This window comes from Sphingomonas sp. 179-I 2A4 NHS (assembly GCF_045369135.1).
Taxonomy (GTDB): domain Bacteria; phylum Pseudomonadota; class Alphaproteobacteria; order Sphingomonadales; family Sphingomonadaceae; genus Sphingomonas.
The window spans coordinates 90297-115508 of the sequence record NZ_JBIQFL010000002.1; the positions used below are offsets into that span (position 1 = coordinate 90297).

Genomic DNA, 25212 nt, shown 5'->3' on the forward strand with positions numbered 1-25212 from the left:
CCTTCCGCGTCCTCAATAATCCCGCGAAATCCGGACGTTCGCGCTTTGCCGCCCCAACGTGGAGATGCTCGAGAGCAGCGACAGCCAGCGCGTCACCTGGAACTCGACGCGAGTCGCGGAATAGCCCTGCCCGTCGGTCACGATCTCCGCGTACAGCCGCCGGGTCACGTACTTGCCCGCCGCGATCGACGTTCCCTGTCCGGTCTGCGGATCGGCCGGCAGGATGCGCAGGCGATCGAGGCCCGCGGCACGGCGCACCGCGTTGATCGGATTGAGCCCACCGTTCCCGTCCCGCAGTGCCGCCACCGCCGCGGCCAGCTGCAGCGCCTCAGGCGCCGACAGGTTGGTGATCGACGTGCCGAACAGCAATCGGGACAACAGCTCGTCCGCCGGCAACGCAGGCACGCTGGTGAAGGTGATCTCAGGCTTCAGCGCCACGCCCGTCACCCGGATCGAGGCGTTCAGGCCGGTGGTGTCGGCATTCGCCTCGATGTCGAGCGCCGGATTGGCCGGCACTTCGCCGGCGAAGCGGATCACGCCGCGCACCAGCTCGAACTCGCGGCCGGCGAACTCGTAATCGCCGCGGATCAGGTCCGCGCGCCCGGTGATCGCCGGATTGTCCGGCGCGCCGCCGATCGCCAGGTCGGCGGACCATTCGCTCGTCAGCCCCAGCCCGCTGACCAGCAGCTGGTCGGAGGCACGCGCATGGATGTCGAGCCGCCACGGCGTGGGCGGCCGCGCCAGCTCCTCGCCCGTGTCGATGCGGTTGATCTCGCGCACGTTGAGCCGCGGCACTGCGCTCGCCGCGGTCGCCTGCCCCAGCCGGTACCGGCTCTGGTCAAGCCGAACCGCGCCCGAGATCAGCCCGCCGCGCCCGCTCGACTGGAACCGCAGCGGCCCCGTCACGGTTGCACCAATATCGTCGCGGTTGATCATCACTGCCTTGTCGGCGTTCAGCGTCAGGTCCAGCCCTACGCCCTCTTCAGCACCGAAGTTGAACCGGCCGGTGCCGCTCACGCGCCCGCCGCGCCCGGCATCCGCGCTGAACTGCTCGATCGCGAGCCGCGATCCGGCGAAGCGGCCCGCCGCCTGAACGTTGGTCAGGATCGTGCCCGTCGTTGCGCTCTCGATCCGCGCCCCGTTCGCGCGCACCGCGCCCCGGATCGTCGGGCTCGCCACCGTTCCGCTTACGTCGGCAGCGATCGACACCGGGCCGGACAGGTCGAACATCTCCTGCCGGCTTAATCGCCAGATCGTATCGGCCGGCCCGTCGTAGCGCATTTGCGCAAACAACCCGGCGCGCGCCACCCGCGTCGCAAGATCCCCCTCGCCCAGCCGCAGCAGCGCCTGCGCACGTCCCACCGTTTTGCCCCCCGAAGCGACGATCGCGCGGATCCCGGCCTTGTCGGCCGTCAGCACGCCGGCGATCCCCATGTCGATCGGGGCGGAGGACAGGAGCAGCCCCGACCGCGTCAGCCCGCGCACCGTCATGTCGATCCGGCCCGTCGGCGCCCCGCCCGCGCTGCTCGTGTAGCTGAGCTTGCCCGATGCCGTGCCGCCAAGGCCAAGCCCGGGTTGCCCGATGTCGAGCACGGCAAGCGGCATCCGCGCCAGCGCTGCGTCGATCGTATTGCCATCGGGGGCGAACCGGCCGGATATCATCGCCTCGCCGCCCGCAAAGGCAAGCTTCGTCGCGGCCAGGCGCCACGCCTCGCCGTCGCGCGTCAGCACCGCCGGCGTCTCCAGGCGCAGCGGGCGGCGATCGACCGTCCCCTCCGCCGCGATGCGATAGCTGTCGGGCGCGACGTCGATCACGCTCTGGATCGCGAATGCGCGCCCGCGAGATCCGGCGATATTCGCCCGCACCTGCCCCTCGCCCCCGCGCAGCCGCACGGTCGCGTTGAACCGTGCCAGGCTCAGCGCCCCGCGCCGCAGCCCGAGACCGCTCACGCTCCCCTCGACCGACGTGCCCGTCGGATCGAGCAGCGCCACCATGTCGAGCCGCCCCTGCCGGACCGTCACGGCGTCCGCCAGCGTCGCATCGCGCACGCCAAGCCGGGCGGCGATCCGCTGGATGTCGCCGACCGGGTTCAGCAGCACCTCGCCATCGATCCCGCCGCCGGAGACCGCCAGCCGCCCGGCAAAGCCACCCTCGACGATGTCGATCGTGCCCGCCGCCCGCGTTCCGCTCACGTCCAGCCGCGCCACCGCGATCTGCGCCTGTCCGCCGCGTGGCAGCAGGATCTCGCCCGCACCGTCAAACGGCCCGAGCCGGGAGGTGCCAGCCGCACCAAAGGCGAAGCCGCTCGCCGTGGGATCGAGGTGCAACCGCACGTCGCGCAGCCCCATCGCCTCGTTCGGGCGCTGGAAGCGAAGGTCCATTTTCGGCCGCTCGATCGGCCCGTCCAGCGTCAGCGTCACCGGCCCATAGCTCGCCTGCCGCCCGCCGCCCTCGAAGTGGAAGGTGCCGTCGCGCCGCCGGTATCCGTTGCCGGTTAACCGGATCGACGGCCCGGTCAGCACCAGGTTGCGGAAGTGGAGGATGCCGTCGGGCGTCCGCTCCAGCCCGGTCACGATTCGCGGCAGCCCGCCGGCCAGGCTGCGGAAGAAGGCATTGTCCAGCCGCACCATCTGCGCCGTCCCGCTGCCCACCACGCGCGTGCCACGCCCGCCTGGCCCGGGCACGACGCGCAGCCGCGAGGTCACGTCGACGACGCCCAGCCCCGGGATCAGATACCGCCCCAGCACGCCGTTCAGCCCGACCTGATATTCCCCGGTGCGCAGGTCCAGCACCAGCCCGATCCGTCCCGTCAGCTTGTCGGAGCGCAGGCGAAGGTCGTCTCCGGTCACCATGCGCGACGTGACGCGCAGCACGCCATCCACCGACAGGTTGCGCAGGATGCCGCCCGCGACATCGCCCACCCCGGTCACGCGCGCTGCGGTCAGGCGCACTGGCAGCAGCACCGGCGGCGGCGACAGCCGCCCCTTGCCTGCCGCCCGCGCCATCTCGAACCCGGTATTGTCGAACGCCACGCGCGGCGCCGTGATGCGATAGTCGAAAGCGGCGGTCGCAAACGGCCCGTCCAGCACCGCACGCAGCTCCACGTTGCGCCCGCTCATGTTCGGGAAGAGCGCCGCGGGCCGCAGCAGCTGCGCGCGCAGCCGAAGGTTGCGCCACGCGCCGGCGCCCAGATCCGCCGTGCCGTCCGCCTCCACCGCCAACGCTGCCGAGCGCAGCGACAGATTGCCCTCGAGCCGGCGGTTTGCCAGCGTCGCGCCGCCGTTCACCGCCACGCTCGGGCTGGTCAGCCGCTGCAGCTTGCCCTTGGTCAGCGTCCTGGGCGCGATCATGCCGGTCAGCGTATAGGCGCCCGCGCGGTTGCCCAGCGCCAGGTCGATCACTCGCACCCCGCCCGCCAGCGCCACCGCCCGCCCCTGCCACGCAGTCCAACGCCCCGCGCCGCCGACGTCCAGTGACAGCGGCTGGCGAATGCCCACCGTGCGCGCCAGCAGCCCCTGCGCCGCGCCCCGCGCCCGGACGTCGATGTCGAACCGGTCGCGATCGGGCGCGGCATCGATCTTCAATTCCAGCCGGTCGCTGCCCTCGACGAGCGCGCTCAGCTCCACCAGCGCCTTGCCGCCCCGGATATCCGCGCGCCCGTTCACCCGGCCGTAGCGGGTGCGCCCGGTCACCTGCTTCGCCACCACCAGCCGCTCGACCGAAAGCCGCCCGATGACAATGTCGAAATCGGGCAGGATCGGCCCCTGCCGCCCGGTCGGCCGCGTGCGCGGCCATTTCGCCAGCGTCGCCACCGGCACGACGAGCGATCGGATCTCCAGCCGCCCGGAAAGCCAGGCGAACGGCCGCCAGTCGAGGTCCGCGCGCGGCGCGACGAACACCAGCCCCTCGGGATCGTGCACCCGCACGTCGCGCAGCACCGCCGCGCCGTACAGCGATCCGTCGATCCGCCCGACGGTGAAGCGCAGGCCGTTCGCCGGCCGCGCCTTGTTGATCCGCTCGGCCACCCAGCGATGGCCGACATCGGTATCGACGATCCACAGGCTCGCGGCGAGGATCGCCACCACCAACAGCAGGCCGCCGAGCACCCAGCGCCACACGGTGCGCATCAGAACGCCTGTCCGAGCGAGACGTACACCGCGAGCCGCGAGTCGCCGGGCTGCGGGTTCAGCGGCGTGCCCACGTCGACGCGGATCGGCCCGAAGCTGCTGTAATAGCGCACGCCGACGCCCGCGCCGTAGCGGAGCCCCGAAAAGTCCGGCAGCGGCCGGGTGTAGATGTTGCCCGCGTCGAAGAACGGCACCACGCCGAAATTGCCGAACGCCTTCACCCGCGCCTCGATCGCGAATTCGGCCAGGCTGCGCCCGCCGATCGGATCGTTGTTCGGATCGCGCGGCCCGATCGATTGGTAGCCGTAGCCGCGCACCGATGCGCCGCCGCCGGCATAGAAGCGCCGCGACGGCGCGATCGCGTCGCGCGGCGCGCCGACAATCGTGCCCAGCCGCACCCGCCCGGCCAGCACCACCCCGCCGACCGACTTGTACGCGCTCGCATCCACCTGCGTGCGGGCATAACCGAAGGCCGATCCCTGAAGCGACAGTTCGGGGCTCAGCCGCCCGCCCAGCCGGAAGCCGCGCGTCGGATTGAGCAGATCGTCGGACCCGTCGTAGATCAGGCTGCTCGGCGCGGCGGCGATGAAAAAGGTGCGCCGCCGCGGCTCGCCGGTCGATACGATCACGTCGCGCTCGTCGGATGTCAGCAGCTCCGCGCCCAGCGACCAGGTCCAGGCCTTCTGGAAGAAGATGTTGGTCTGCCGCTCGAGGCTGCCGGACAGCGTGAAGGTGCGCGCCTCATAAGCGTCGCGCCGCGTATGCGCGGCTGCGATCTGCCCCGTCAGCACCCGGTCGCGCCCACGGAAGTTGTTGCGGCGATAGGTCACCGCGCCAAGCTGCTCCTGCGTGCCCAGCACCGCGCGCAGCGTCAGGGCGCCTTCGGGCGGGAACAGGTTGCGATGCGTCCAGCTCGCCTCGACGCGCGCGCCTTCACCGGTGCCATAGCCGATCTCGCCCGCGATGGTGCGCGGCGGCGCCGGTTCCAGCCGGACGTCGATGTCGACCGTCCCCGGGGTCGTCCCCGGCACCGGCTTCACTTCCGCAACCGAGACGAGGCCGGTCTGGATCAGTGCGCGGCGCAGATCGTCGAGCCTCGGCGCATAATAAAGGTCGCCCGGATCGAACCGCGCGATCTCCTGCACGTGCTTCGCGTCGAACACATGGTTGTCGGCATTGGTGCGGATCGCACCGAACACCCGCGACGTGCCTGGATCGAGCGCCAGGTCCAGCGTCGCCGTCTGCGTCTCATGGTCGATCGTCACCACCGGCTCGCCGATCTTGGCGAAGGGGAAGCCCTGCGCCCCCACCTCGGCGCGCAGCCGCGCCTCGGCCTCGGCGATCGTGTCGGCGTTGACCAGCTGGTCGGGCGCCACGCCGAACGCCCGGCGCAGGTCGTCGGCCTTGTCCCCCGCCGCGGCGACGCCCTCGATCGTCACGTCCTTCAGCCGGTAGATCGCGCCCGGCTCCGCCTCCAGCACCACCTGCAGCCGCCCGTCGCCGGGCTCGACGCGGGTCTGCACGCGCGCATCATAATAGCCTTCGCCGCGCAGCAGCGTCAGGAGCAGCTCGGAATCCTCACGCGCGCGCCGGTCGAGCTGCGCCGCATTGGCCGGCTCCCCGTCATGCTGGTCCAGCACCGACAAATCGGCGAAGCGCTGGCGCAGCAGCGGCGTCGAGGCAGCGCCAAGGCCGTCGATCCGCCAGTTGTAGCGAGTCTCGCCAATCGTCGCCGCGCTGCGCGGGTCAGCGCTCGCGGGCTCGGGCGTCAGCTCCGGCCAGGCGACGCCGATGTCGGGCATGTCCGCCAGTGGCGCGCTCGGGTCCAGCGCCGGCTCTGCGACAGGCGCACTCGCCTGTTGCGCCGCGGCGGGTAACGCGGCGAGGAACGCGACCAGACCTGCCGCGCCGATCGGCGCGCCCCGCCCAAACATGGCAATTCCCTAGGGAAAGCTGCGACACGCGGCAATGGCGCCGCGCGATCAATGCACCGCGCCGACGGGGGCGTCGGTCGCAAGCCAGTCGATCAGCCGCTCGATCTGACGCCAGTGGCAGAAATGGATGTAGTTGCCACGGCTGCGGCTGGCGTCCGCGCGCGCTGCGGCGGCATCGGCGGCGGCATCGCCATGGATCTCGATCAGCGATGCGGCATCGGCGACCGCGCCGCGCCCGGCGAGGTAGAGGATCTTGGGCAAGGGCGACCTTCTCGGTGTGTTCGGGGGCGGCGGTGTTCTCCCGCCTTCGCTCGCCGCTCTACCGGTACACTTCCCTAGGCTCGGTGAACGGCGACGGTTAACGCGCGGGCAGTAGCGTCGCGCCGCGCGACGTGCGAAGGGCGCCGCCATCATGACCGATCCCGCACCCCGGCCGGCCAACGCCGGCGGCTTCATCATCGCCGCATCTTTGCTGCTCGGCACGATCATCGGCCTTGTCTTCGGCCAGCCCTCGATCGGCTTCCTCGCCGGTCTTGCCTTCGGCAGTGTTGTCGCGATCATCCTTTGGCAGAAAGACCGCACGCGCGGCAGCTGACGGCATGCTCGTCTTCGTCCCGCGCGCCGTCGGGGGACATGCCCCAGACGCCGCCAGCGCCTAGGGCGCGCGCAGCAACAGCTTCACCCGCCCGATCACGGTCACCTCGCCGGCGGCGCACGTGATCGGCGCATAATCCGGATTGTCGCTCGCCAGCACGATCCGCGCGCCCTCGCGCCGCAGCCGCTTCACCAGCAGCTCGTCCCCCCGCCGCACCACGTGAATCGCGCCCGCTGACAGCCGCACGTCACTGCAATCCACCAGCAAGCGATCGCCCGCCAGCATGCCCGGGGCCATCGAATCGCCTACCACGTCGATGATCGATGCACTGTCCGGGCTGACGCCGGCGTCACGCAGCATCCGCGCGGTGAAATGCTCCGCCCGCACCACGCGCTCCTCCCCCGGTGCCGCGCCGCGCCCGGCCGAGGCGGCAACCGACAGATACGGCACCGCCACCTCCGCCTCGCGCGCCGGCCCGCCGAGCAGCGCCTCGTCAACGCCCAGGAACTGCGCGAGCGTCGCCCGGTCGCGCTCCGCCAGCTGCCGCGGCGTCCCGCGCCGCACGAATTGCTGCAGATAGGCAAGGTTGCGACCGATCAGCCGCGACAGTTCGGACAGACTCACGCCGCGCGCCACCGCCAGTTGTTCCAGGGTCTCGCCGACAGTTCGCATCGCTCGATCATAGCCTAGGATTTTTCCTAGACAAGTTGGAGAAGTTGCAGGAACAAAATGGGAACAGCGAATCGGAGGATGCCATGTCCCTGTTGGTCGAGATTGACCGTTACCTGCGCCGAACGGGCGTTGCTCCCACCACCTTCGGGCGCCGCGCGGTCAACGATCCGCGCCTCGTGCTCGACATGCGCGCGGGCCGCATGCCCGGCGCGCACGTCCGCGCGCGGGTCGAGGCCTTGTTGCGTGGGGCGGAATGATGCGCGGCCCCTGCCCCACCATCCTGCTCGGCCGTGCGCTCACCGCCTCGGCCGCGCTGGCCGGCACGCCGATCGAGATCACGGCTGACGAGACCACCGCGTGGCACAGCGCCACGTTCAGCGGCGCGCGTCACGCGATCGAGATGCGGGCGCCAGTGGCCGCCCGATCGTGGCTGGAGACGGTCGGCGACATCGACGTGTCGCTACCCGGGCATTTGCTGGCGGAACTGTCGGTCACCCGCCGCAGCGAAAGCGCCGGAATGCTTCACGTCCGGATCGAGGCGCTGACGGTGGTCGGCGCTTGAATCCGGTCAGCCGCGCGCCATCCGCCGCAGCATGACGAGCGTATCGTCGAGGCTCGCCGGCTGCTCCGCGGCCGCCGGCGGCTCCGGCTCCGCCGGCATCTGAGGCGTCGCGGGCGCCGCCTTCTTGCGCCGCGCCCCGCGCTCGAGACGCTCGAGCAGGCTGGCCAGGCTCTCGTCCGCCGGCTCGGGCTGCGCCTGACCTGTTTCCGCGCGCGGCGCCGTCACCGGTGGAACGTCCGCCATCGGCTCCGGCAGCGGTTCGGGCGCGGCGACGGCCTCAGCCACAGCCACAGCCTCAGCCTCAGCCTCAGCCTCAGCCTCAGCCTCAGCCTCAGCCTCAGCCTCAACCTCAACCTCAACCTCAACCTCAACCTCAACCTCAACCTCAACCTCAACCGGGATGATCGGCGGCGATTCGAACTCAGCCAAAGGGGTTTCTTCGATCTCTTCCACCGGCGCCGGCTCCGCATGCGCAATGGGTCCCGGCACCATCTCCTGCACCGGTGGCGCCGGGGCGAGCTGTGGCACCGACCGCACCGGTTCGCGCGGCACGTCGGGCACCGAGATCGGGTCGAACGCGGCCAGCGGCTGGTCGAGATCCGCCGGCAACGGCTGCTCCAGTTCCGGCACGCCGCGCGTGACGGACACCGTCACCATCGGCAGCGGCGGGCCCAGGTCTTCGGCGGCGCGGATCGGCCGGCGCGGATTGGCATCGGGATGCGCATCCGCCCGCCGTACCACCGGCGCGCTTTCGGACAGTAGCTCCGCCGTCACCCGGCGGCCGCGAGCCGGCGCGGGCCGGCGCCCACCCCAATACAGCACCGCTGCCAGCGCCAGGAACGGTGCCATCGCCACTAGCGCCAGCAGCGTTCGCCCGGTCACCCCGATCGGCGGCGTCGCCGCGTGCAGCAATTGCGGCAGCGACAGGCGCCACATCGCCAAGTCGAGGTCGACCTGCGGCATGGCGGCGACCAGTGCGGCGACGATCACGCCGGCCGCGATCATGATCGCGGCACCGATCCGCCGCACCACGTCTGCATCTCGTTGCTTCGCGCTCATCGACCACCTTTTTCCCGAGCAGCCAACAGCCGCTGGTAAACCGGTTCGTAGCGCGAAATATTTGACGACCAGTTACGCTCGCGCTCGACGAACGCCCGCGCCCGCGCCCGCCGCGCGTCCCATTCATCCCGGTCCGCAAGCAGCCCGGCCAGCGCCGTGGCGATCGCGGCCGGATCGTCCGCCGCAAACAACGTCCCCGTTTCGCCATCGCGGATCAGCTCGCGATGGCCGCCGACATCCGATGCCGCCACCAGCCGCCCCTGCGCCATCGCCTCCAGCGGCTTCAGCGGCGTCACCAGATCGGTCAGCCGCATCCGCTTCCTGGGATAGGCCAGCACGTCGACCAGGCTGTAATAGCGCTCCACCTCCTGGTGCGGCACGCGCCCGACGAAGCGGATGCGCGCCGCCGCCGGGGACGCCGCGGCCTGCGCGCGCAGGCTTGCTTCCATCGGCCCGCCGCCGACCAGGATCAGCTGCGCCCCGGGCCGCCGCGCGATCAGCGCCGGCATCGCGGCGATCAGATCGTCCAGCCCTTCGTAATCGTAGAAGCTGCCGATGAAGCCGATCACCTCGCCGTCCAGCCCAAGTTCTGCCGCCAGCGCATCGTCGCGCGCCGGCGGATCGCCGAACATGCCCATGTCGACGCCATTGGGGGATACCATGATGCGGTCCTCGGCCACGCCGCGCGCGATCAGGTCCTGCTTCAGCCCCTCGCAGATCACCGCCACCGCGTCCGCCCGCGCCACTGCCCAGCTCTCCAGCGCGCGAGTCGCACGGTACCGCGCCGATCCCTCGCGTCCCGTCCCGTTGCCCACCGCGGCATCCTCCCAGAAGGCGCGGATCTCGTAGAGGAACGGCAGCTTCAACCGGCGTACCACCGGCAACGCGGCCAGCGCGTCCAGCACCGGCGAATGGGCGTGGATGATGTCCGGGCGGAAATCCTTGGCGACGGCCGCGATGCGCCGCGAAAAGGCCGCGATCTCCGCTGCTTCGCCGAGCGGCGCGGGCAGCTGAAGCGCGCGGGGTGTGCGGTGGAAATCGATCCCGTCGACCGCCTCGTGCGCCGGCGCATCGTGATGATAGCGCGCGCCCGTCACCGCCGCGACGTCCCAGCCGCGCGCCAGCTGCGCCTTGATGATGGCGCGCGTGCGAAACGTGTAACCGCTCTGCAGCGGCAGGCCGTGGTCGAGAACGTGGAGGATGCGCATCGCTGCCCAGATGGCACAGCCGCGCTTAACGGCGAGTCAAAATCAGGCGCCGGCGATCCCGCTGGCCACCCGCCTAAGGTGCGGCGGAGGAGACATGCCCCTCCGCCGCTACCGGTCAGTTGCTGTCCGAATCGTCGTCATCGTCCACGACGAGCACGATGCCGCCGATCACGATCGCCGCTGCCAGCACCGCCGGCACCCACGTCCCGGCTGCCGCCTTGCTCGCCTTGCCGACCGGCGCACCAGCGCGCGCCTGCGTCAGGGAAAGCTTGGACGCGGCCGGCGCGGTCGCCGCAGGTGCGGCGGTCGCGGCGACCGGCGCGGCGACAAGCGCGCTGGCTGCAAGACCGGCAAGAAGTTTTGAGATCATAAGACGTCTCCCGTAGTGTGTCAGCGCACGCACGGGCGCGGCGCGGGTCACCAACGTCTTTGGTTCCGTGAAAGTCCCATCCGTTCCACGATTTGGCAAGATCTGCGGCATTTCTGCAACGCCCCTGATCTTCCGCGCCGGGTTCGTTTACGGCGCGTCAACTGCCCGCCATTACCCTGCCGCCAACCTCGGGACGAACGGCGCCGCTGCGATGATCGATAATTTCGCCCTCGGGCTCAGCCACGGGCTCATGCTGCTCGCCGCGTTCCTGCTTCTGCGCCGCGACGATCTCGACGAGGAGACGTCGCCTGCCGAAACACCGCGCAGGCCCGCGGAGACCGAAGCACCGGCCAAGCAAAGGTTCGGCTGGCGTGCGTGATTTCGCCTTCATCGGTTTCCTGCTGGCGCTGTTCGGGCTCGGCTTCCGCCGGCCGTTCCTGTTCGTCCTCACCTATGTCTACATCGACATCGTCTCGCCCCAGCGGCTGACCTATTATCTGCTCAACAGCGTGCCCATTTCCGCGGTCGCCGCCGGCCTTGCCGTGCTCGGCTGGCTGGTGATGGACGACAAGCGCGATTCGCGCTTCGCCCCGCGCCAGGGGCTGATCCTCCTGCTGCTGATCTATTGCGGCATCACCACCCGCACCGCTGATTTCCCGATCGACGCCGCCGGCAAATGGGAATGGGTGTGGAAGAACCTCGCCTTTGCCGTCTTCCTCCCGCTCACCTTGCGCACGAAGCTGCGGATCGAGGCGCTGCTGCTGTTCATTGTCCTCTCGGCCAGTTCGATCATCATCGTCGGCGGGATCAAGACGCTCGCCTCGGGCGGCGGCTATGGCGAACTGAACCTCATGGTCGCCAATAATTCCGGCCTCTACGAAGGCTCGATCATCTCCGCGGTGGCGATCTCGCTCATCCCGATCATCCTGTGGTTCGGCCGCTACGGCACGATCTTCCCGCCGGACTGGAAGGTGTGGCTGTTCGTCGGCGCGCTCGTCTTCGCCTGCCTGCTGATTCCGGTCGGCACCTCGGCGCGCACCGGCCTCCTGTGCATCGGCCTCCTCGCCGTGCTGATGCTGCGCGAGGTGAAGCGGCGCATGCTGTATATCGCTGCGCTGGCATTGATCGGCGTCGCCGCCGTCCCCTTCCTCCCCAGCGCGTTCAGCGAGCGGATGGGCACGATCAAGACGTACAAGGCCGACGAATCCGCCTCCACCCGGATCGCGGTGTGGAAATGGACCTGGGACTACGCCAAGACCCATCCGTTCGGCGGCGGGTTCGAGGCGTACCGTCAGAACCAGATCCGCTACGATACCGTCCATGTCGAAGGCGAAGGCGCCGCCACCACGGTCAAGCGCAACCTCACCGTCGACAAGAGCCGCGCCTATCATTCCAGCTATTTCGAGATGCTCGGCGAACAGGGCTTCCCGGGGCTGGCGCTCTGGCTGCTGATCAACGTCATCGGCGTCATCCGGATGGAAGTGCTCCGCCGCCGCTACAAGGCGGGCGAATTCGCCTGGGCCGGCAGCCTCGCCGGCGCGCTGCAGCACGCGCATCTCATCTATCTGCTCGGCGGGGCGTTCGTCGGCATCGCCTTCCAGTCGTTCCTCTACATGCTGCTCGGCGCGCAGATCGGCCTCGACACCTATCTCGCCCGCCGCGCCAGGGAGACGAGCTGGCGCCCGATGCGCCGCGAGCGCGCCGCCCCGGCAGCAGCTACCGGCTAAGCCCCCGCCTTGCCGCCGCATGGCCGGTGCGCGACAAGGCCGCCATGCCGCGTGACGATCCCGCCATCACGCTTCTGCCGCTGACGCTGCAGGATCTCGCGCCCGCGCTCGCCATCCAGGCGCAGGCCTATCCTGCCTTCCTGGTCGAGGACGAGGCCGCCTTCGCCAGCCGGATCACGCTCTCCCGGTCCCATTGCTTCGCCGCGAAGCGCGACGGCCAGCTCGTCGGTTATATCCTCGCCCACGCCTGGCCCCGCCAGTCGCCGCCCGCGGTCGGCGCGGTCCTCTCGGACGGCGAGCCCGCCGAGGTCCTCTACATCCACGATCTCGCGATTGCCGCGGCCGGCCGTGGTATTGATCTCGGGCGCCGCCTCGTCAGGCGCGCCTTCGACGCCGCTTCGCTCGACGGGCTGGGCCGCGCGGAGCTGATCGCCGTAGAGGGCGCCGCTGCCTATTGGCGCACGCTCGGCTTCCACGAGGAATCGCCGACGGCCGGGCTTGCCGCCAAGCTCGCCACCTACGGCGCCGACGCCCGCTGGATGGTCCGCGCCATTACGAAACCTTGATCGCAACCCTCCGGCGTTCCCTTGGTTGATCCGGGTGACGCAAGCGAGAAGAGGCAAGGATGAACCAGCAGTCGAGCGGCAAGCCCGGTGACACCCCGAGCGCCGGCAATCAGGCGCGCGATCCCCGGCAGGACGCAGGCCAGGACGAATCGATCACCCGCCGCCTCGAAGAGGATCCGGAGGACATCGACGCGCGGCTCGACAATGCGCTCGACGAGACGATGGACGCGAGCGACCCGCCCGAGATGACTCAGCCCGGCGGCCGCCACGAACCGCCGCCAAGCTCCGGGTTCCAGGACGAGGACTGACGAGCGCAAAAAGCAGGCGGGGCAGCTAATTTGCCCCGCGGCCTTTCAGTTTCGCCCGGAAGTCCTATCTAGGGGTTGCTGAACGTCGCCTGCGACGGATGATGACGAGCCGTCTCGGCTCCACACTTTGTCCCTTTCTAGCCTCAAGACGCCGGGATGTGCCGCTGTTGGCGCATGCCCGACACCCATGGGACAAGGATATTCTCATGATCACCGGAACCGTAAAATTCTTCAATAACGACAAGGGCTATGGCTTCATCGCGCCGGAAGACGGCAGCGGCGACGCTTTCGTCCACATCTCGGCCGTCGAGCGCGCCGGCATGCGCACGCTCGATAAGGACCAGCGCGTGACCTACGAGCTGGAAACCGATCGTCGCGGCAAGACCTCTGCCGTGAACCTTCAGGGCGCCTGATCGAGCGGCGGGTGGCGGGGTGCCCGGCACCCCCCGCCCGCCCTCTCAGGCACAGTGCCCGGATCCACTCGGCTGGGCCGATCTTCGGCCCCCTCGCGCGGGTCCGGGCTGCTCCCCCCTTCCCGGCATGTGAGGCGATATGTCCAGAATTCCCGTTGCCCGTTTCCTGATTGCCAAGGATGGCAATGGTGACTTCCGCCTGACCGTGCGGGACACCCGCTACAATTCGCAGAGCTATCCGATCGTGACGGCGAACCTGCAGGCGGAGACATTCAAGACCGCCGCCGCCGCTCGCACCTTCGCCAAGCAGGAATTCGGCGCCCAGGCGGGCCAGTTCGCGTCCAAGTAACGACGCGAGGAGCCGGCGCCATGCCCGATCGGGAACACGATCTGTCGGCGCAGCAAGTGCTGGAAGCGCAGCAGGCGCTCGACGTCGCTGCCTTCAACGGCATCCTCAGCCTCGCCATCGTGCTTCGCAAGCGCGGCTTGCTGACGACCGACGAGACGCGAAGCCTGCATGACATCATGAGCCGGCCGCTGTCCCTGCCCGGGAACGCCAACAACCCGGTCGTGCAGGACGCGCAGCACAATATCGATCAGCTTTTCGCCCTGCTCGTCGAGCGGGGCTGAACGCGCATTGCGGTCGGGATCGTTCCCGCCGCCCGTCCTGCGGCATCCCGCAGGCACTTTCGGCCGCCGATGAACCGGCCCGCACCGCGCGATTCGACGCCGCGATGATCGCGCACGATCGGCGCGCGTAAATCCGCGATTTCCCACCCTTCCCCCCACCCCTCGCCGCTGCTATCGCCCCGCTCGACGTCTCGCTTCCGCCCGTCCGGGCGCGCCCGCGCGAGGGCCCAGATCTGGATCAGGGCCCCCGCCTCCCCGCCGCGCGCCAGACTGGCTGCATTATTGGGGAAAGGACCCACATGACCGCCATCGGCCACGATACCTTGAAGGCACGCCGCACGCTCCAGGCGGGCGGCAAGTCTTACGATTATTATGCGCTCGAGGTGGCGGCGCAGAAGTATGGCGACATCTCGCGCCTGCCCTTCTCGATGAAGGTGCTGCTCGAGAACATGCTGCGCTTCGAGGACGGCAAGACCGTCACGCCCGAGGATGTGCAGGCGATCATCGACTGGCAGAAGGAGCGCAAGTCGGAACGCGAGATCCAGTATCGCCCCGCGCGCGTGCTGATGCAGGATTTCACCGGCGTTCCCTGCGTCGTCGATCTCGCCGCGATGCGCGATGCGATCACGAAGCTCGGCGGCGACGCGGCGAAGATCAACCCGCAGGTCCCTGTCCACCTCGTCATCGATCACTCGGTGATGGTCGACGAATTCGGCACGCCCAAGGCGTTCGAGGACAACGTCGATCTCGAATATCAGCGCAACGCGGAACGCTATGAGTTCCTGAAGTGGGGCTCGAAGGCGCTCGACAACTTCAAGGTCGTGCCTCCCGGCACCGGCATCTGCCACCAGGTGAACCTTGAATATGTTGCCAACGCCGTCTGGTCGACGACCGAGACCGGCGAGCATGCCACCGCAGGCGCCGCGATCGCCTATCCCGACACGCTCGTCGGCACGGACAGCCACACCACCATGGTGAACGGCCTCGGCGTGCTCGGCTGGGGCGTCGGCGGCATCGAGGCGGAAGCCGCGATGCTCGGCCAGCCGGTCTCGATGCTGATCCCCGAAGTCGTCGGCTTCAAGCTGACGGGCGCGCTGCGCGAGGGCATCACCGCCACCGATCTCGTGCTCACCGTCACGCAGATGCTGCGCGCCAAGGGCGTGGTCGGCCGCTTCGTCGAATTCTATGGCCCGGGCCTCGATCAGATGACGCTCGCCGATCGTGCGACGATCGCCAACATGGCGCCGGAATATGGCGCCACCTGCGGCTTCTTCCCGGTCGACGACAAGACGCTCGATTACATGCGCCTCACCGGTCGCCCGGACGAGGTGATCGCGCTGGTCGAGGCGTACAGCAAGGCGCAGGGCATGTGGCGCGATGCGTCCTCGCCGGATCCCGTCTTCACCGACACGCTCGAACTCGACATGTCCACCGTCGTGCCGTCGCTCGCCGGCCCGAAGCGTCCGCAGGACAAGGTCAGCCTCGACGCCGTCGACGAAGTCTTCAACGGCGATCTGTTCAAGGTCTATCACAAGGAACAGCCCGTCCGCGTGCCGGTCGAGGGCATGGATCACGACATCGGCGACGGTGACGTCGTCATTGCCGCGATCACCAGCTGCACCAACACGTCGAACCCGTCGGTGCTGGTCGCCGCCGGCCTCGTCGCCCGCAAGGCCCGCGAGAAGGGCTTGAACCGCAAGCCGTGGGTGAAGACCTCGCTGGCACCGGGCTCGCAGGTCGTCACCGACTATCTCAACAAGGCCGGCCTCACCGAGGATCTCGACGCGATCGGCTTCAACCTCGTCGGCTATGGCTGCACCACCTGCATCGGCAACTCCGGCCCGCTCGCCGCGCCGATCTCGGCTGCGATCAACGGCAACGATCTCGTCGCTGCCTCGGTCCTCTCGGGCAACCGCAACTTCGAAGGCCGCGTCTCGCCGGACGTGCGCGCGAACTTCCTCGCCTCGCCGCCGCTCGTCGTCGCTTATGCGCTGAAGGGCACGGTGACGGAGGACATCACCAACACGCCGCTCGGCAAGGGCAGCGATGGTCAGGACGTGTTCCTGAAGGACGTGTGGCCGACCAACCAGGAAGTGGCCGACGTGATGGCCGCCAACATCGACGATGCGATGTTCCGCTCGCGTTACGGCAACGTCTATGCCGGTGACGAGAAGTGGCGCGCGATCGAGGTCGAGGGGTCGGACACGTACAGCTGGCGCGCCGGCTCCACCTATGTCGCCAACCCGCCCTATTTCGAGGGCATGGAGATGACGCCGAAGCCGATCACCGACATCATCGAGGCGAAGCCGCTGGCGATCCTGGGCGATTCGATCACCACCGATCACATCTCGCCCGCCGGCTCGATCAAGGCGGACAGCCCCGCCGGCACCTGGCTGCAGGAGCATCAGGTCTCGAAGCAGGACTTCAACAGCTACGGCGCGCGCCGCGGCCACCACGAAGTCATGATGCGCGGCACCTTCGCCAACATCCGCATCAAGAACGAGATGGTGCCCGGCATCGAAGGCGGCATGTCGTCCTACAACGGCGAAGTCATGCCGATCTACGACGCCGCGATGCGCCACAAGGCGGACGGCACGCCGCTCGTCATCATCGCCGGCAAGGAATATGGCACCGGCTCGTCGCGTGACTGGGCGGCCAAGGGCACAAACCTCCTCGGCGTGCGCGCAGTGATCACCGAAAGCTTCGAGCGTATCCACCGGTCGAACCTCGTCGGCATGGGCGTCCTCCCGCTGCAGTTCGCCGATGGCGTCACGCGTGAGACGCTGAAGCTCGACGGCAGCGAGACCTTCACGATCGAGGGCGTCGCCACGCTGCGCCCGCGTCAGACCGTGACGGTGAAGCTCACCCGCAAGGGCGGCACCACCGAGACGTTCGAGACGCGCTGCCGGATCGATACCGTCAACGAGCTGGAATATTTCCTCAACGGCGGCATCCTGCAGTACGTGCTGCGCAACCTGGCGGCCTGATCCGTCGTTCCCCTCCCGCCCGGCTCTCCGGGCGGAGGGAATTGTTGCTTTCGTTACCTCTTTCCCCCGCTTATGTCGGGGGCAAGAGGAGTTTCGATGCAGCCCACTCTCGATTTCGCGCTTGGTGAAACCGCGGAAATGATCCGCGACACCACCCGCCGCTTCGCCGACGAAAAGATCATGCCGCTCGCCGCGAAGATCGACGCGGACGACTGGTTTCCCCGCGACGAACTATGGCCCGCGATGGGCGAACTCGGCCTCCACGGCATCACCGTCGAGGAAGAGTATGGCGGTCTCGGCCTCGGCTATCTCGAACATGTCATCGCCTGCGAGGAAGTGAGCCGCGCCTCGGCGTCGATCGGCCTCAGCTACGGCGCGCATTCCAACCTGTGCGTCAACCAGATCCGCCGCTGGGCCTCCCCGGAGCAGAAGGCGAAACACCTCCCCAAGCTGATCAGCGGCGAACATGTCGGCAGCCTCGCCATGTCGGAGGCGGGCGCCGGCAGCGACGTCGTCTCGATGAAGCTGAAGGCGGAAAAGACCGGCGCGGGCTATGTCCTGAACGGCACCAAGTTCTGGATCACCAACGCCGCTTATGCGGACACTTTGGTGGTCTACGCCAAGACGGGCGAGGGCAGCCGCGGCATCACCACCTTCCTCATCGAAAAGGACATGCCCGGCTTCTCGATCGGCCAGAAGATCGACAAGATGGGCATGCGCGGCTCCCCCACGGCGGAACTAGTCTTCGACAATTGCGAAGTGCCGGACGAGAACGTCATGGGGCCCGTCAACGGCGGGGTCGGCGTGCTGATGAGCGGCCTTGATTACGAGCGCACCGTGCTTGCCGGCATCCAGCTCGGCGTGATGCAGGCCTGCCTCGACGTCGTCCTGCCCTACATTCGCGAGCGCAAGCAGTTCGGCCAGCCGATCGGCGCCTTCCAGCTGATGCAGGCGAAGGTCGCCGACATGTATGTCGCGCTGAATTCCGCCCGGGCGTACGTTTATGCCGTCGCCCGCGCCTGCGACAGCGGCCAGACGACCCGCTTCGACGCCGCCGGCGCGATCCTGCTCGCCAGCGAAAACGCCTTCAAGGTCGCCGGCGAAGCGGTGCAGGCGCTGGGCGGCGCGGGCTATACCAAGGACTGGCCGGTCGAACGCTTCCTGCGCGACGCCAAGCTCCTCGACATCGGCGCCGGCACCAACGAAATCCGCCGCATGCTGATCGGCCGCGAACTGATCGGAGCGGCATCGTGATCTCAAACAGCTGCCGTCACCCTGAACTCGTTTCAGGGTCCATCTCTCCGCAGGCGGCCACGCCGCGCGTCGCACGATGGTTGCTGAAACAAGTTCAGCATGACGGAGGCGCGGCGCAATGACCGCCCCCGTCCTCGACACCAAGGTTTCCTCCACGGACGCGACCTTCCAGGCCAACGCCGCGCACAACCGCGCGCTGGCGGAGCAACTCCGCGCCGACGTCGCCCGCGCCGCGCTTGGCGGCAACGAAAAGTCGCGCGAACGCCACACCGCGCGCGGCAAGCTCCTCCCCCGCGAGCGCGTCGAACGCCTGCTCGATCCCGGCTCGCCCTTGCTCGAGATCGGCCAGCTCGCCGCGCACGGCGTCTATGGCGAGGATATTCCCGGCGCCGGCCTCATCACCGCGATCGGCCGCGTCTCCGGGCGCCAGTGCATGATCGTGTGCAACGACGCGACGGTGAAGGGCGGCACGTACTACCCACTCACCGTGAAGAAGCATCTGCGCGCGCAGGAGATTGCCGAGGCGAACCGCCTGCCCTGCATCTACCTCGTGGACAGCGGCGGCGCGAACTTGCCGCACCAGGCGGAGGTTTTCCCGGACCGCGATCACTTCGGCCGCATCTTCTTCAACCAGGCGAACATGTCGGCCAAGGGCATCCCCCAGATCGCCTGCGTGATGGGCAGCTGCACCGCCGGCGGCGCGTACGTCCCCGCCATGTCGGACGAAACGGTGATCGTGCGCGAACAGGGCACGATCTTCCTCGCCGGCCCGCCGCTCGTCCAGGCCGCGACGGGCGAAGTCATCAGCGCCGAGGATCTCGGCGGTGGCGATCTCCACGCGCGCAAGTCCGGCGTCGTCGATCACCTCGCCGAGAATGACGAGCACGCCCTCACCATCGTGCGCGACATCATCGCAACGCTGCCGCCGGAACGCGAGGCGGACGTGAACCTGCGGCCATCGAAAGCGCCGAAATACGCCGCGGAGGATCTCTACGGCATCGTGCCGCAGGACGTGCGCGCGCCCTATGACGTGCACGAAGTGATTGCCCGGCTCGTCGACGGCAGCGAGTTCCACGAGTTCAAGGCGCTCTACGGCTCCAGCCTCGTCTGCGGCTTCGCGCATATCCACGGTTCGCCGGTCGCGATCCTCGCCAATAACGGCGTCCTGTTCAGCGAAAGCGCGGTCAAGGGCGCGCACTTCATCGAACTCGCCTGCCAGCGGCGTATCCCGCTCTTGTTCCTCCAGAACATCTCCGGCTTCATGGTCGGCGGAAAATACGAGGCGGAGGGGATCGCCAAGCACGGCGCAAAGCTCGTCACCGCCGTCGCCACCGCCAGCGTGCCCAAGATCACCGTGCTGATCGGCGGCAGCTTCGGCGCCGGCAACTACGGCATGTGCGGCCGCGCCTATTCCCCGCGCTTCCTGTTCACCTGGCCCAACAGCCGGATCAGCGTGATGGGCGGCGAACAGGCGGCGAGCGTCCTCGCCACCGTCCACCGTGACGCCGCCAGCTGGACGCCGGAGGAAGCGGACGCCTTCAAGGCCCCGATCCGCCAGAAATACGAGGACGAGGGTAACCCCTATTACGCCACCGCCCGCCTGTGGGACGACGGCGTGATCGACCCCGCCCAGACACGCGACGTCCTCGGCCTAGCGCTCGAGGCCTGCCTCAACGCCCCCATCCCCGAGCGCCCATCGTTCGGCGTGTTCCGGATGTGATGGGGGACGCATTGGCCTCCCGCGCCCGTGACCCTGAACTTGTTTCAGGGTCCATCTCTCCGCAGGCGACGACGTCGCTTGTGGCACAATGGATGCTGAAACAAGTTCAGCATGACGCAAGTGGGAGAGGCCAGGCCATTACCCCACCTCTTCGTCACCCTGAACTCGTTTCAGGGTCCATCGCTCCTCAAACGGCCAAGCCGCTGGCGGAAAGATGGATGCTGAAACAAGTTCAGCATGACGCCGCGCTTGGGGAACGCTTCCTCACCTGCCCCTCAGTCCGTCATGCTGAACTCGTTTCAGCATCCATCCCGCCGCACACGGGTCACCAACGGCTCCAGTCCAAGTGCCGGCGCCAGATCCACCCACTCCGGGTTGTCGCTCTCGATCAGGTTGATCTTCCACTGCCGATGCCAGCGCTTGAGTTGCTTCTCACGCGCGATTGCGCTCGGCATGTCCGCGAAGAACTCGTATCGCACGAGCAGGAACACGCCGTACCGCGAGGTAAACCCCGCAACAGTACCGCTGCGATGCTGCCCCAATCGCGCGACAAGGTTGCTCGTCACGCCGATGTACAGCGTGCCCAGACGCTGGCTCGCGAGCAGGTACACACAAGGTTGCTTCACCGCTCCCTCTCAATCCAGTCGCCAGCGGCACCATGGTCGCTGAACCAACTTCAGCATGACGGCGCGCGCGGGCAACAGCCAGCCCACGTCAACCTGGTCCGTCATGCTGAACTCGTTTCAGCATCCATCCCACCGCGCACGGTGTGTCAGCGGATCCAGCTCAAACGCCGAGACCGGCTCGGCCCAACCCGCATTCGACCGTTCGATCAGATTGATCTCCCCCTTCCGGTCGCCCCACGCACGGCACCATGGATGCTGAAACAAGTTCAGCATGACGGCGTCTCGGGGGCAACGCCCGCGCTCCGGCTTCAGGAACACCGCTCATGATCCTCCCCCTCCTCCTCCTCGCCCTGCAAGTCACGCCGGTCGCACCCTTGCCCAAGGGCACCGCGCTCCCGCCGTCTGCGTCCGAAGAAGGCCAGGTCATCGCCCCCGTGCAGCGCCTGTTCGACGCGCTCGCCGCCAACGATCCCGCCGCGATCCTCGCCGAGGTCCGCTCCGACGGCCGCGCCACCGCGGTCGTCGAAAAGGCCGACGGCACCACCGCCGTCACCACCAGTGACTGGCCCGCCTTCGCCGCCAAGCTCGGCAAGCCCGGCCCGAAGCTCGCCGAAACCTTCACCGGCATGCCCGCGATCGAGATCGACGGGAATATCGCGATGGTCTGGGGCAGCTACACCTTCACCGTCGACGGCAAGCCCAGCCATTGCGGCACCAACCATGTCGATCTGGTGCGCGACGGCGGCCGCTGGCGGATCAACAACATCACCTGGACACAGCGCACCACCGGCTGCGCGCAATGATCGCTGTCCTACGTCCCACCCCCGCAGGTATTCTTCGTCCCATGATCACTGCCCCCGCCCCGAATGTTGAGGCCTGTTGGAAAAAAACGCGCCAGAGCCTCAACTTCCTCAACATTCGCGGGGTCGCAGCATGATCGGCTCGCTCCTCATCGCCAATCGCGGCGAGATCGCCTGCCGCATCATCCGCACCGCGCGCGCGCTCGGCGTGCGCACCATCGCGGTCTATTCCGATGCCGATGCCGAGGCGCTGCACGTGCGCGAGGCGGACGAGGCGGTTCACATCGGCCCCTCGCCCGCACGCGAATCCTATCTCGTCGGTGAGCGGATCATCGCCGCTGCCCGCGAAACCGGCGCGGGGGCGATCCACCCCGGCTATGGCTTCCTCAGCGAAAATGCCGATTTCGCGCAAAGCGTGATCGACGCCGGCCTCGTCTGGGTCGGCCCGCGCCCCGCCAGCATTCGCGCCATGGGGCTGAAGGATGCCGCCAAGAAGCTGATGCAGGAAGCCGGCGTCCCCACCACGCCCGGCTACCTCGGCGACGATCAGTCCCCCGATCGTCTGCAGCGCGAGGCGGATGCGATCGGCTATCCTGTGCTGATCAAGGCGGTCGCCGGCGGCGGCGGCAAGGGCATGCGCCGCGTCGATCAATCGGAAGAGTTCGCCGACGCACTCGCCTCCTGCCGGCGCGAGGCCGCGGCCAGCTTCGGCGACGATCGCGTGCTGATCGAAAAATACATCCTCTCCCCGCGCCACATCGAAGTGCAGGTGTTCGGCGACGGCCACGGCAATGTCGTCCATCTGTTCGAACGTGATTGCTCGCTGCAGCGCCGCCACCAGAAGGTGATCGAGGAAGCGCCGGCGCCCGGCATGGACGCGGCCACGCGCGAAGCGGTCTGCGCCGCGGCAGTAAAGGCGGCGCAGGCGGTCGATTATGTCGGCGCCGGCACGATCGAGTTCATCGCCGACGCCAGCGAGGGCCTGCGCGCGGACCGCATCTGGTTCATGGAAATGAACACCCGCCTCCAGGTCGAGCATCCCGTGACGGAAGCGATCACCGGCCAGGATCTGGTCGAATGGCAGCTGCGCGTCGCCAGTGGAGAACCGCTGCCGCGCCGCCAGGACGAGCTATCGATCACCGGCTGGGCGATGGAGGCACGCCTCTATGCCGAGGATCCGGTGAAGGGCTTCCTCCCCTCGATCGGCCAGCTCGACGCGCTCGATCTGGGCGATGCCGTGCGCGTCGACACCGGCGTCGAGCAAGGCGCCGAGATCAGCCCCTTCTACGATCCGATGATCGCCAAGCTGATCGCGCATGGCGAGACGCGGGACGAGGCGCGCGAGCTGCTGGCCGATGCACTGGACGAAGCGGTGATCTGGCCGGTGCGCACCAATGCCGGCTTCCTGGTCGAGGCGCTCGACCACCCCGAGTTCGCCGCGGGCAATGTCGATACCGGCCTCATCGCCCGCGAGGGCGAGGCGCTGATGCCGCCCGCGCTGCCCAGCGAGGAAGCGCTGATCGAGGCCGCCGCCGCGCTTGCGCCCGACGTGCCGGTCGCCGGCTTCCGCCTCAACGCGCCCGCGCGCCGCGAAGGCCGCTTCCTCCTCGCCGGGGAGCCGATCGCGATCGACTTCACCGACGCGCCCGAGGTGGAGGTGCCCGCGCCGCTCGACAGCGTGCTCATCACCGAAGGCGGCCAGACGTGGGAGCTCGCCCCCTTCCGCGCGACCGGCGCCGCCGGCGGCGCGGCGGCGGACGGCGCGATCCTCTCGCCCATGCCCGGCCGCATCATCGCGGTGGAAATCGCCGCCGGCGCCGCGGTCGTGAAGGGCCAGAAGCTCGTCACACTGGAGGCGATGAAGATGGAGCACAGCCTCGTCGCGCCGTTCGATGGCCTCATCGCGGAGCTGAACGCCGTCACCGGCGGCCAGGTCACCGAAGGCACGCTGCTGGTGAAGGTCGAACGTTCCGAATAGCCGCGCCCGTTCCTCCCCTCCTGCTGGCGGGAGGGTCCGGGCGAGGGGCTGTCGCCAGTCCCTACCCCCGGAACAGCCCGCCCAGCACCCCGCGCAGCACCGAGCCGACCAGCCCGCCGGAGGCCTTGCCGCGCGTCGATCCGAACACCTGCTTGCCGATCTCGTTCGCCACCTGCCGCCCGATCGACGATCCCGCCGCCCGCGTGGCGGAGGTCAGCGCCTTGTTGAGCGGTGAGTTCGTCGCGGCCTTCTCCGCCGCGATCCGCGCCCGCTCCGCTTCCCGCGCCGCGCGCGCCTCCTCCTTCGCCCGCACCGCCGCTGCCTTCTCCGCCGCGTCACTGGCACGCGCCTCAGCCGCCGCGGCGGCGGCTTCCGCGGTCTTCGCCGCCAGCAGCTCCTCGGCGGATTCGCGGTCCACCGCGGTGTCGTATTTGTCGCCGATCGCATCGGTTTCGATGATCACCCGCCGCTCCGCCTCGCTCAGCGGTCCCACCCGGCTCGCCGGCGCCTTGATCAGCGTGCGTTCGACCGGCGACGGCGCGCCGTCCGGCTGGAGCAGCGACACCAGCGCCTCGCCGATCTTCAGCTCGGTGATCGCGCTGGCCACGTCGACCCCCGGGTTGGCGCGGAACGTCGTCGCCGCGCTGCGCACGGCCGCCTGGTCGCGCGGGGTGAAGGCGTTCAGCTTGTGCTGGATGCGGTTGTTCAGCTGCCCCGCCACCGCGTCGGGGATATCGATCGGATTCTGGGTGATGAAATAGACGCCGACGCCTTTCGACCGGATCAGCCGCACCACCTGCTCGATCTTGTCGATCAGCGCCGGCGGCGCATCGTCGAACAGCAGATGCGCCTCGTCGAAGAAGAAGCACAGCACCGGCTTCTCCGGGTCGCCGATCTCCGGCAGCGTCTCGAACAATTCGGAGAGCAGCCACAAAAGGAAGGTCGCGTACAGCTTGGGCGCCGCCATCAACTTGTCCGCCGCCAGCACGTTGACGATCCCGCGGCCGCGATCGTCGGTGGCGATGAAGTCGCTCAGCTCCAGCGCCGGCTCGCCGAAGAAATGCTCGCCGCCCTGCCCGCGCAATTGCAGCAGCGCGCGCTGGATCGCCCCGATCGATTGCTTGGAGACATTGCCGTAGGTGGTGGTGAGCTCGCTCGCCCGCTCCGCACAATGCGCCAGCATCGCCTGCAGATCGTCGAGGTCGAGCAGCAGCAGCCCGTCCTTGTCGGCGACATGAAAGGCGATCTCCAGCACGCCCGCCTGCACCTCGTTCAGGCCAAGCAGCCGCGCCAGCATCAGCGGCCCCATCTCCGATGCGGTGGTGCGCACCGGATGCCCGCGCTCGCCGTACAGGTCCCAGAATTGCACCGGAAAGTCGGCATAGGCCCAGCCGGTATCGCCGATCGCCGCCGCACGCTCGGCAAAGCTCTGGTGGTTCTTGCCCTGCGGCGATCCCGGCATGGCAAGCCCGGCCAGATCGCCCTTCACGTCCGCGACGAAGCACGGCACGCTGGCGGCCGAAAAGCCTTCGATGATGCCCTGCACCGTCACCGTCTTGCCGGTGCCCGTCGCCCCCGCGATCAGCCCGTGCCGGTTGGCGCGCTTCAGGTTCAGCGCCTGGGGATGTGCGCCGCCCTCGCTGGCGCCGATGAAGATGCTGTCGCTCATGTGCCT

General features: G+C 68.7%; 24 protein-coding genes. 15 read left to right on the top strand and 9 right to left on the bottom strand.

Annotation, left to right across the window (positions count from 1 at the left end; all coding sequences use genetic code 11):
• Positions 1 to 12: 12 nt before the first annotated feature.
• From ACH0CP_RS03695 to ACH0CP_RS03705, 3 genes are read right to left on the bottom strand one after another with little or no spacing between them, the layout of a single operon-like run.
• Entirely contained in the window at positions 13 to 4128 is a 4116-nt protein-coding gene (locus ACH0CP_RS03695) for a translocation/assembly module TamB domain-containing protein (protein WP_294442994.1), read from the bottom strand.
• Positions 4128 to 6062, bottom strand: a complete 1935-nt coding sequence (locus tag ACH0CP_RS03700; protein WP_294442993.1) for an autotransporter assembly complex family protein — start codon at positions 6060 to 6062, stop codon at positions 4128 to 4130. Before ACH0CP_RS03700 ends, ACH0CP_RS03695 begins: the two co-directional genes overlap by 1 nt.
• Before the next feature lie 48 nt (positions 6063 to 6110).
• On the bottom strand, positions 6111 to 6323 hold the full coding sequence (locus ACH0CP_RS03705) for a hypothetical protein (RefSeq protein WP_294442992.1): 213 nt from the start codon (positions 6321 to 6323) through the stop codon (positions 6111 to 6113).
• A gap of 151 nt (positions 6324 to 6474) precedes the next feature.
• Between ACH0CP_RS03705 and ACH0CP_RS03710 the strand changes: the two genes are divergently transcribed.
• Entirely contained in the window at positions 6475 to 6657 is a 183-nt protein-coding gene (locus ACH0CP_RS03710; protein ID WP_294442991.1) for a hypothetical protein, read from the top strand.
• A 60-nt stretch (positions 6658 to 6717) separates the two neighbouring features.
• On the opposite strand, the gene ACH0CP_RS03715 is transcribed toward ACH0CP_RS03710, so the two are convergent.
• Complete coding sequence (locus ACH0CP_RS03715; RefSeq protein WP_294442990.1) at positions 6718 to 7329, bottom strand: S24 family peptidase; 612 nt, start codon at positions 7327 to 7329, stop codon at positions 6718 to 6720.
• Positions 7330 to 7412: 83 nt separating this feature from the next.
• Between ACH0CP_RS03715 and ACH0CP_RS03720 the strand changes: the two genes are divergently transcribed.
• Entirely contained in the window at positions 7413 to 7586 is a 174-nt protein-coding gene (locus ACH0CP_RS03720; protein WP_406875785.1) for a hypothetical protein, read from the top strand.
• Entirely contained in the window at positions 7586 to 7891 is a 306-nt protein-coding gene (locus tag ACH0CP_RS03725; RefSeq protein ID WP_294442989.1) for a hypothetical protein, read from the top strand. Before ACH0CP_RS03720 ends, ACH0CP_RS03725 begins: the two co-directional genes overlap by 1 nt.
• Before the next feature lie 6 nt (positions 7892 to 7897).
• On the opposite strand, the gene ACH0CP_RS03730 is transcribed toward ACH0CP_RS03725, so the two are convergent.
• The 3 genes from ACH0CP_RS03730 to ACH0CP_RS03740 form a co-directional block, all read right to left on the bottom strand.
• Positions 7898 to 8950, bottom strand: coding sequence for a hypothetical protein (locus ACH0CP_RS03730; RefSeq protein WP_406875786.1), 1053 nt, complete (start codon positions 8948 to 8950; stop codon positions 7898 to 7900).
• Positions 8947 to 10158, bottom strand: a complete 1212-nt coding sequence (locus tag ACH0CP_RS03735; protein ID WP_294445000.1) for a TIGR04063 family PEP-CTERM/XrtA system glycosyltransferase — start codon at positions 10156 to 10158, stop codon at positions 8947 to 8949. Before ACH0CP_RS03735 ends, ACH0CP_RS03730 begins: the two co-directional genes overlap by 4 nt.
• Positions 10159 to 10273: 115 nt before the next feature.
• Positions 10274 to 10528 carry a hypothetical protein gene (locus tag ACH0CP_RS03740; protein WP_294445001.1) on the bottom strand — a complete coding sequence of 85 codons (255 nt, stop codon included), beginning with the start codon at positions 10526 to 10528 and terminating at the stop codon, positions 10274 to 10276.
• Between the two features lie 211 nt (positions 10529 to 10739).
• Between ACH0CP_RS03740 and ACH0CP_RS03745 the strand changes: the two genes are divergently transcribed.
• The 10 genes from ACH0CP_RS03745 (at position 10740) to ACH0CP_RS03790 (ending at position 20133) form a co-directional block, all read left to right on the top strand.
• Positions 10740 to 10907, top strand: coding sequence for a hypothetical protein (locus tag ACH0CP_RS03745; protein ID WP_294445002.1), 168 nt, complete (start codon positions 10740 to 10742; stop codon positions 10905 to 10907).
• Entirely contained in the window at positions 10900 to 12255 is a 1356-nt protein-coding gene (locus ACH0CP_RS03750; RefSeq protein WP_294445004.1) for a putative O-glycosylation ligase, exosortase A system-associated, read from the top strand. The genes ACH0CP_RS03745 and ACH0CP_RS03750 overlap by 8 nt, the downstream gene beginning before the upstream one ends.
• A gap of 26 nt (positions 12256 to 12281) precedes the next feature.
• Complete coding sequence (locus ACH0CP_RS03755; protein ID WP_294445005.1) at positions 12282 to 12821, top strand: GNAT family N-acetyltransferase; 540 nt, start codon at positions 12282 to 12284, stop codon at positions 12819 to 12821.
• Between the two features lie 59 nt (positions 12822 to 12880).
• Positions 12881 to 13129: a hypothetical protein gene (locus ACH0CP_RS03760; RefSeq protein WP_294445006.1), complete on the top strand. Its 249-nt coding sequence runs from the start codon at positions 12881 to 12883 to the stop codon at positions 13127 to 13129.
• 206 nt (positions 13130 to 13335) lie between these two features.
• Positions 13336 to 13542, top strand: a complete 207-nt coding sequence (locus tag ACH0CP_RS03765; RefSeq protein ID WP_294445012.1) for a cold-shock protein — start codon at positions 13336 to 13338, stop codon at positions 13540 to 13542.
• A gap of 139 nt (positions 13543 to 13681) precedes the next feature.
• Entirely contained in the window at positions 13682 to 13891 is a 210-nt protein-coding gene (locus tag ACH0CP_RS03770) for a hypothetical protein (RefSeq protein WP_294445007.1), read from the top strand.
• A 20-nt stretch (positions 13892 to 13911) separates the two neighbouring features.
• A complete protein-coding gene (locus ACH0CP_RS03775) occupies positions 13912 to 14172 on the top strand; it encodes a hypothetical protein (RefSeq protein ID WP_294445009.1) in 261 nt (86 codons plus the stop codon).
• A 299-nt stretch (positions 14173 to 14471) separates the two neighbouring features.
• A complete protein-coding gene (gene acnA / locus ACH0CP_RS03780) occupies positions 14472 to 17159 on the top strand; it encodes an aconitate hydratase AcnA (RefSeq protein ID WP_406875787.1) in 2688 nt (895 codons plus the stop codon).
• 96 nt (positions 17160 to 17255) lie between these two features.
• Positions 17256 to 18413 carry an isovaleryl-CoA dehydrogenase gene (locus ACH0CP_RS03785; protein ID WP_406875788.1) on the top strand — a complete coding sequence of 386 codons (1158 nt, stop codon included), beginning with the start codon at positions 17256 to 17258 and terminating at the stop codon, positions 18411 to 18413.
• A 118-nt stretch (positions 18414 to 18531) separates the two neighbouring features.
• Complete coding sequence (locus ACH0CP_RS03790) at positions 18532 to 20133, top strand: carboxyl transferase domain-containing protein (RefSeq protein ID WP_294444303.1); 1602 nt, start codon at positions 18532 to 18534, stop codon at positions 20131 to 20133.
• A 299-nt stretch (positions 20134 to 20432) separates the two neighbouring features.
• On the opposite strand, the gene ACH0CP_RS03795 is transcribed toward ACH0CP_RS03790, so the two are convergent.
• Positions 20433 to 20759: a GIY-YIG nuclease family protein gene (locus ACH0CP_RS03795; RefSeq protein WP_294444304.1), complete on the bottom strand. Its 327-nt coding sequence runs from the start codon at positions 20757 to 20759 to the stop codon at positions 20433 to 20435.
• Positions 20760 to 21082: 323 nt separating this feature from the next.
• Between ACH0CP_RS03795 and ACH0CP_RS03800 the strand changes: the two genes are divergently transcribed.
• Positions 21083 to 21562: a nuclear transport factor 2 family protein gene (locus ACH0CP_RS03800; RefSeq protein ID WP_294444305.1), complete on the top strand. Its 480-nt coding sequence runs from the start codon at positions 21083 to 21085 to the stop codon at positions 21560 to 21562.
• A 130-nt stretch (positions 21563 to 21692) separates the two neighbouring features.
• Positions 21693 to 23537: an acetyl/propionyl/methylcrotonyl-CoA carboxylase subunit alpha gene (locus ACH0CP_RS03805; protein WP_294444306.1), complete on the top strand. Its 1845-nt coding sequence runs from the start codon at positions 21693 to 21695 to the stop codon at positions 23535 to 23537.
• 61 nt (positions 23538 to 23598) lie between these two features.
• On the opposite strand, the gene ACH0CP_RS03810 is transcribed toward ACH0CP_RS03805, so the two are convergent.
• On the bottom strand, positions 23599 to 25206 hold the full coding sequence (locus ACH0CP_RS03810; protein ID WP_294444307.1) for a helicase HerA-like domain-containing protein: 1608 nt from the start codon (positions 25204 to 25206) through the stop codon (positions 23599 to 23601).
• Positions 25207 to 25212 lie beyond the last annotated feature (6 nt).